Genomic DNA, 7552 nt, shown 5'->3' with positions numbered 1-7552 from the left:
GCTTGCATTCGTTTTAAACTATCCTGTTTCGATTCTCCAACGGCGGAGAGTTAAACGCAGCCATGCAGTAGCATTAGTTTTTATATTAGCATTGGTAATTGTTGTGGCTTTGGGTATCACTTTAGTGCCCATTGTTTTAGAGCAATTTAATGAAATGGTTAAAGTCTTTCCTCAATGGATTGATTCTAGCGAAGAAAAACTTCAGATTCTCAATCATTGGTTTTTTCAACATAAATTAAATGTAAATTTAAGTCAGTTATTAGCACAAATTACTGACCAATTACCTAATGAAATAGAGTTTATTTCAGATAAACTTTTAAGCATTATCATAGATACAATTGATAGTATTTCTGAGGCGTTAATCACAGTAGTGCTAACTTTTTACTTGTTGTTGGATGGCCCAATAATTTGGGAGGCAATATTTAAAAAGTTACCTGGAAATCTTGCCCAACAGATAAGCCAGTCTATTCAGCAAAACTTCCAAAACTACTTAATTGGTCAAGGAACTTTGGCTTTGTTAATGGGTGTTTCTCTAACATTATTATTTTTAGCTTTTCAAGTCCAGTTTGGTTTACTCTTTGGCTTGGGAGTTGGACTTTTGAGCTTAATTCCCTTTGGCGATGTCGTCAGTCTGGTTTTAATAACTTTAATCATAGCGTCACATGACTTTTGGCTAGCAGCTAAGGTTTTTGCGGTAGCTGTTGTTATCGATCAGTTAATCGATCAGGCGATCGCACCACGTCTTTTAGGCAAATTTACTGGTATTCGACCAATATGGGTATTAATTGCTTTGCTTGTAGGAACCAATGTTGGTGGAGTCTTGGGTTTACTAGTTGCGGTACCTGTAGCTGGTTTTATCAAAGATGTAGCAGATGGTTTTTCTAAATCTACTAATTCTGATAACCTGGGTGAGGGTGAAGCAGGATCGGAATTGTTGATAGAAGAATCAATATCGCAATGAGTTTTGGATAAAAATTGCCATCTCTACTGTTAAAAGTAAGTAGCAACGGTGTCATTTAGGTCGTATTCACTCAAGTCAACCTCATTCCCAAACCTCGTAAATTGGCTAAGGAATTGATATGGACAAATTGCCCCCAAAACAGTTAGTCAAAAACATTTATCAGGAACTACTGCCTAGATTACAGATTGAAAGTGTCAATCCCTGCGATCCAATTAAGGTAAGCTATCTTCCACAACCTTGGCGGCTGCTTGGTAAAGGAAATTACGCCGTAGTAGTTTATCACCCCGATTACCCTGACTATGTAGTTAAGATTTATGCCCCAGGACGGACAGGTTTTGAAGAGGAAGTAGAAGTTTACCATCGTCTAGGTTATCATCCAGCGTTTTCTGAGTGTTTGTACGCCAAGGATGGGTTTTTAGTCTTGAAACGGCTTTATGGAACAACCCTCTACGATTGTATGCACTTTGGTTTACTAATTCCCAAGCAGGTAATAAAGGACATTGATGAAGCTCTTGACTATGCCCGAAGTCGTGGACTCCACCCTCATGATGTCCACGGGCGTAATGTCATGATGTACCAAGGTAGAGGATTAGTCGTAGACATATCAGATTTCCTGCATCAAGAACCTTGCTCAAAGTGGAATAACCTAAAAAAGGCTTACTACTGGTTATATCTGCCCGTGTTTTACCCACTTCGACTGCGCGTACCATACTTTCTCTTAGATATCGTCCGCAAATGTTATCGCTTGGGAACTTATGTTAAAAATTTTTGTTGCCAACTATCCCTAAGATTAACTAATATTAAGTATTTAAATAAATATTTAAAACGTTAAGAGCGATCGCCAGAAAATTTTGTGCTGTCCAATTTTTGCCTATTTTGGCACTTTCGTCATCAACACTTCGTTGATAAATTTTATTGTTGCTCCTAGTATTAATTAAAATGCTGACAGTGGTCTAAGAGCTTTTATCAATATAAGCACTCAAAAATACTAGTTGGTTTACCATCTCCTCAGCCGAACGAGTAGCAACCAACTTGAGCAACCCTTGTAACTGTTGCCCTACGGAATAGCGTTGTTGCTGCAACAAGATAATGCCAGCATGATTTCTTTCTGTGGCTAAAAACTCGTTATGTAAGCAGCAAAAGTCTCTTCGGTTGTAGCTATAGATAACACGCCCTTGCTCTGTTGCCCAAATTAGCTGCTCATCATCAGAATAGCTCTGCCTGCTCACATCGGCCACTGTCAGAACATCCAAGTTTGCATTACAGAAAGCTTTGATTAGGGACTTCTCAACACTGTCCTCATCTAAATACAAACGAATTTGGCTCACTGTCTCTTCGCCGTGTACTCAGCTTCCAAACGGTCGTATTCTTCAATTTCTGCGGCAATCTCCGTGTCAATTACTTCCTGGTTAGCATAGTAGTAAGCTAGCGCTGCATAAACTTGTGCCAACATTAGCTGTGGTCTTTGGACAACTATCTCTTCCGGTTTCATGCCTGCGTTGAAATCGATCGCAATATTATGTACCGTAATCCGGTGTCCCGCAATCCGAGGGCGACCACCACAAGTTCCGAGTGTGCTGACAATCAGCGTACCAATGTCGGTAATTGTTTGCATAGCTTGTTTACCCACTCAGTGCTGAGTGCTGAGTGCTGAGTAAATTTAAGAAGTACTCAGTACTTCCGCACAGGGCGTAAAAGCCCCGCAAGAGTGTGGGCGGAATCTTCTTATAGAGAGAAGGTTGATACCCGCAAGAGTGTGGGCGGTCTTTCAACTCAGCACTCAGCACTTGGAACTCAGAACTCTTCATTAAATTTTGCTCTCATAGACAACTGAGCAATTTTAAACTTCTTCTAATCTAGAAATATAAATATCCAGTTGTTTTTTTAGCTACCTACAGCAAAATAAAACATTTATCCCTAATAATTAGGAGTCTACCATTAATCCCAGAATACCAAATATCCTGCCTGCATTGAAGACGATAGACTTTTTATAAGAGTAATTTTTGCAAAAACTCGAATTTTCTAACATTTCAAAGCAGGTATGGGGCAATGGTGCGATTAAAACTGTGGCAGTGGGTAGTCTTAGCAATCCCGATCGCGTTTATCATCATTTTCTTACTGGTGTCCGCCGGTTCACAAATTCATGCGTGGGGCATTAATTGGATTTGGGGTGTATTCACCGTTTTATTTGTTGGTTGGCGTTGGCTGCTAGTCAAATGGACTCAACCAGCTGTTAACCAAGTAGAAGCTGTATTAACTCAAGTCCGTGAAGAACTGGAATCGACAGCAGAGGATACTGTAGAGCTACCAGTGGGAAGTGACACCACAAAACTTGCAGAAACCGCCCTTCAAGAAATTCTCCAAGCAGCACAAAGCGATCGCCCGATTTGGGAAGACTGGCAAACTTTTTGGACGCGATGCCAAGATTTAGTCGTAGCGATCGCTCATATCTACAATCCTGAAGTTCAATATCCCCTGTTGAATATTTACGTTCCCCAAGCTTACGGGCTGATTCGCGGAACGGTGGATGATATGGATCGGTGGATGCAAAATTTATCCCCTGTCCTCAATCAGGTGACGGTTGGACAAGCATACCAAGGATATGAGGTCTACCGGAAGTTGGAACCATCGGCTCGGAAATTCTGGAAAGCTTGGAACTGGGCACAGTGGATCTTAAATCCGGTGGCGGCGGTGGCAAAACAAGCCAGTCAGGGTTCTAGTAACCAAGCAACTCAGCAATTATTGGGGAATTTGAGCCAGTTATTCCGGGAAGCTGCCCTGAGAAACTTATGCCGACAAGCGATCGCACTTTACGGACGTAGCACCTTACCAGTTCCAGCAACCGTAGCTTCTCCAGCAACTTTACCCCAGCCAAAAACCCAAACACTCCGAGAAATCCTGACTCAAGCTCAACCAGCCGAGGCGGTTGAGCAAAAACCCGTGAATATTCTGCTGGTGGGGCGCACGGGATCGGGAAAAAGTAGCCTGATTAATACGCTATTTCAGGCGGATCTCGCAGCAGTTGACGTTTTACCCAGTACCGATCGCATTCAAAATTATCAATGGCAGACTGAAAGTGGCGAAACTCTAACGCTTTTGGATACACCTGGTTACGAACAAGTCAACCGTGCCAAACTCCGAAATTTGGTGCTTGATTATGCCATCAATTCAGATTTGCTGCTGTTAGCTACTCCTGCCCTCGATCCTGCACTGCAAATGGATGTGGACTTTTTGCAAGACATCAAAGCAGAAGTTGCAGATTTACCTGCGATCGCGATCGTCACTCAAGTAGATCGGCTGCGTCCCATCCGCGAATGGCAACCACCTTATGATTGGGAATGGGGCGATCGCGCCAAAGAAATTGCCATTAGAGAAGCCACTGAGTATCGCGCCAAACTGCTAGGAAACTTCTGTAATCTAGTTTTACCTGTGGTTACAAGTGACAGCAAAACAAATCGAGTTGCCTGGGGAGTAGAGGCGCTATCGTTGGGATTAGTGGATGCGATCGCACCTACCAAGCAACTCCGTCTCGCCCGCTTTTTGCGTAACTTAGAAACTCGCATTGTCGCCGCCGCCAAAATTATCGACCACTACACCTTCCAAATGACGACAACACAAGGATTAACGGCATTGCTCAAAAGTCCCGTCCTTCAGTTTGTTTCTACGTTCTCAACCGGATCTCCAGCCCTAGCGTATATGTTAGCGGAGCAAATTCCCGTGGAACAGTTGCCAATTGTCATTGGTAAACTACAAATGGGATATGAGCTTTTCTCACTCTTGAACCCCAAGTCGCTCAACTTTGAATTGCTATCCCTTTGGCCACTGCTGCTGGAAAACACCGCTGCACCCGATCGCAACGCCTGGGCATTTGGTCACGCTTTAGTGGAATACTGGACTCAAAATTTGACGGTTGAACAACTCCGGGAGCGATTTGAGTATTATTTAGCGATCGCCAAATAATCAGTTTACTAACTACGTACCCGCAGTACATCAAATATCACAAGTTGTATTAGACATATCAGAAACTTACAAATATTTACTTGTAATATTTAAAAATTTTTATACCGTAAATTGAGAAAAATGCGTTAAAAGATTGCACTTTCAATATCTTAAGATTACGGTTAAGAGTAGGTGTCTGCTGAACCTACCCGCTTTACTTAAGTTTTTATACAGACATCTTTTTGTTCGGAGTTTTTATGAAAAATATATTACAAACCTCCATCTCTCAAGAACAGAATTCAGATCAAAGCTATAGCATTTCGTCTTACAACAGGCTGCTTTCGGTAGTGAAGGATTTGGCTTGTGTGCGGACTATTGAGGAAATTATTGAGATTGTGCGTTTGGCTGCTCGCGATCTCACAAATGCTGATGGAGTAACTTTTGTATTGCGGGATGGTGAATGTTGCCACTATGTCGATGAAAACGCCATTGGGCCACTTTGGAAAGGTATGCGTTTTCCGCTCAAGTCTTGCATCTCCGGTTGGGCAATGCTCAATAAAAAAGCAGCCATAATTGAAGACATTTACCAGGATGCACGAATTCCGATTGAGGCGTACAAGGTAACTTTTGTCAAAAGTTTAGTGATGGTTCCTATAAGAGTTTCCGATCCACTGGGTGCGATCGGAGCCTACTGGAGTACACGCCACCTCGCCACACCCGAAGAGATCGGACTCCTTGAGATTTTGACAGATACTACAGCAGTTGCGATCGCTAACGTGCAACTTTTCCAGAAACTGACGAACCAAAACGCCCTGAAAGACAAATTTATTGCCATGCTGGCTCACGAACTGAGGAATCCCGTTGCCCCCATCTCCAACGGCGTTCAGCTACTGAAGTTGAAGCTAGGACAGACTGGTGCAGTTGGGGAAACAGTTTTAATGATGCAAAACCAGATTAAGCACCTCTCCAAATTGATCGATGAGTTACTTGACGTATCGTCCATCACTTATGGGAAGATTTCATTAAACCTTGAAAAGGTTAATCTGGTGGAATTGGTTCGCCAGAGTCTCAATGACCATGCACAAGCAATCAAGAGATGGAACCTTAATGTAGTAGAAGACCTGCCAAACAAGCCCGTGTGGGCTTATGTTGATTCCACTCGCTTCTTCCAAATCTTTGGGAACCTTCTTGATAACGCTTTAAAGTTTTCTCAGCCAGATGGGACAATCTGGGTGGATTTCTCAGTTATTCCAGGTGAGAATGGCTCAGGTAGTGTAGCGGTTTTATCCGTAAGAGATACAGGCATAGGGATAGACCCGACAATATTACCAGAACTTTTCGAGCCGTTTACCCAAGCCGATCGCAGTTTAGATCGTTCAAGGGGCGGGCTAGGTTTGGGACTTTCGGTAGTAAAAAGTCTTGTAGAACTTCATGGTGGTAATGTTGAAGCTTCAAGTAGAGGGATCAATCTGGGAGCAGAATTCAAAGTCACTCTCCCCGTATGCGAAGAGATTACAACCTTAGACAACGACCTAGAGATTACAGAGGCGGCGAAAAAATCGTTGAAGATTTTAGTCATCGAAGATAACGAGGATTCAGCCGTATCATTACAAGCAGTACTTGAGTATTTTGGGCATGAAGTTTCCATTGCTAAGGATGGAATTTTAGGGGTAGAAACTGCAAAGAAGCTTGAGCCTCATGTAATTATTTGTGACATCGGACTTCCTGAAATGGATGGATTCGCCGTTGCACAGGAACTGAGTAAAGACTCCAAATTTACTCGCTCAATTCTGATTGCACTTACCGGCTACGGTAGCCAAGAGGATCGGCAGCTTGCGCTGAAGTCTGGTTTCAAATGCCACTTAACCAAGCCTGTAGACTTTGAAATTCTGATAGCAGAAATTGATCGATACTTTGATGAAGTATTATCAAGTTGACAAGTTTTGCTATTTTCTCATCCTTACTTTAATCCCCCCGTTTCTCTCAAGAGTTACTTAGCACTCTTGAAGCCACAACCAGAACATCGCGGTTTGCTACACTAGTACAGCACGGCGTAAATAAACCACGCATTCCAAATCCACGAAACTCTTACGCTATATTCCTTTTGACTTTTGACTTTTGACACTTCGACTCCGCTCAGTGTTAACTTTTGACTTCCGCTTTGCGGTACTAGCTGTCACGTAAAAACAGCAAATAACCGTAGCTTTTCATGGATGTATACCTTTACGCAAGTCATAACAATCCATGACTGATAAAACTCAATACTTGTTGAAATTAGTAAAACGCAATGTCAAAGCGTATATCACCAACCCGAAAACGAAAGCTGTAATGGTTACAGGCTCAGTCGCAGAAGGGCTGTGCGATGAATACTCAGATTGCGATGTGATGCTTTATTATGATGAATTGCCTTCTGAAGAAGAGTTGCACCTTGCGCGTCAGCAAAATCAGGGTTCAGAGTTGATCGGGATTTTGGGCGATCGGCAAGAGGGTGCGATTGGTGAGAGTTTTTTTGTAAACGGGGTCGAATGTCAGTTTGCTCATGCGACGATCGCACAATGGGAAAAGGAAATTTCAACCATCTTGGAGAAGTTTGATGTTCAATCTCCGCTCATGAAAGCGATATCAGGAACACTGGTTGGAATTCCGTTGTAC

The 7552-nt window shown here is 42.7% G+C and carries 7 protein-coding genes; 5 read left to right on the top strand and 2 right to left on the bottom strand.

The window, feature by feature from the left end; translation table 11 throughout:
- Both IQ229_RS06000 and IQ229_RS05995 read left to right on the top strand, forming a co-directional pair.
- A partial coding sequence (locus tag IQ229_RS06000) for an AI-2E family transporter (protein WP_194042133.1) occupies positions 1-961 on the top strand: 961 nt, incomplete at its 5' end.
- A 118-nt stretch (positions 962-1079) separates the two neighbouring features.
- The gene (locus tag IQ229_RS05995) at positions 1080-1793 is read left to right on the top strand and encodes a protein kinase family protein (RefSeq protein ID WP_194042132.1); all 714 of its coding nucleotides are present in this window, start codon (positions 1080-1082) and stop codon (positions 1791-1793) included.
- 121 nt (positions 1794-1914) lie between these two features.
- Here IQ229_RS05995 and IQ229_RS05990 read toward each other — a convergent pair whose 3' ends face one another.
- Both IQ229_RS05990 and IQ229_RS05985 read right to left on the bottom strand, forming a co-directional pair.
- Complete coding sequence (locus IQ229_RS05990; protein ID WP_194042130.1) at positions 1915-2289, bottom strand: DUF5615 family PIN-like protein; 375 nt, start codon at positions 2287-2289, stop codon at positions 1915-1917.
- Positions 2286-2591 (bottom strand): DUF433 domain-containing protein, encoded by a 306-nt coding sequence (locus IQ229_RS05985; RefSeq protein WP_322743946.1) that lies wholly within the window; start codon positions 2589-2591, stop codon positions 2286-2288. Before IQ229_RS05985 ends, IQ229_RS05990 begins: the two co-directional genes overlap by 4 nt.
- Before the next feature lie 419 nt (positions 2592-3010).
- On the opposite strand from IQ229_RS05985, the gene IQ229_RS05980 reads away from it, so the two are divergent.
- The 3 genes from IQ229_RS05980 to IQ229_RS05970 form a co-directional block, all read left to right on the top strand.
- Positions 3011-4921: a GTPase family protein gene (locus IQ229_RS05980; RefSeq protein WP_194042126.1), complete on the top strand. Its 1911-nt coding sequence runs from the start codon at positions 3011-3013 to the stop codon at positions 4919-4921.
- Positions 4922-5157: 236 nt separating this feature from the next.
- Positions 5158-6837, top strand: coding sequence for a hybrid sensor histidine kinase/response regulator (locus IQ229_RS05975; protein WP_194042124.1), 1680 nt, complete (start codon positions 5158-5160; stop codon positions 6835-6837).
- A 307-nt stretch (positions 6838-7144) separates the two neighbouring features.
- On the top strand, positions 7145-7552 hold a 408-nt coding region (locus tag IQ229_RS05970; protein ID WP_194042122.1), incomplete at its 3' end, for a nucleotidyltransferase domain-containing protein.

The sequence above is a fragment of the Nostoc cf. edaphicum LEGE 07299 genome (genome assembly GCF_015207245.1).
Classification (GTDB): Bacteria; Cyanobacteriota; Cyanobacteriia; order Cyanobacteriales; family Nostocaceae; genus Nostoc; species Nostoc edaphicum_B.
The sequence above is the reverse complement of the archived record's forward strand: the minus strand, read 5'-3'. Positions and strand labels throughout refer to the sequence as shown.

Coding starts and splice junctions, on each gene's coding strand:
- IQ229_RS05980 (WP_194042126.1), top strand. CDS start 3,011: ATGGTGCGATTAAAACTGTGGCAGTGGGTAGTCTTAGCAATCCCGATC.
- IQ229_RS05975 (WP_194042124.1), top strand. CDS start 5,158: ATGAAAAATATATTACAAACCTCCATCTCTCAAGAACAGAATTCAGAT.
- IQ229_RS05995 (WP_194042132.1), top strand. CDS start 1,080: ATGGACAAATTGCCCCCAAAACAGTTAGTCAAAAACATTTATCAGGAA.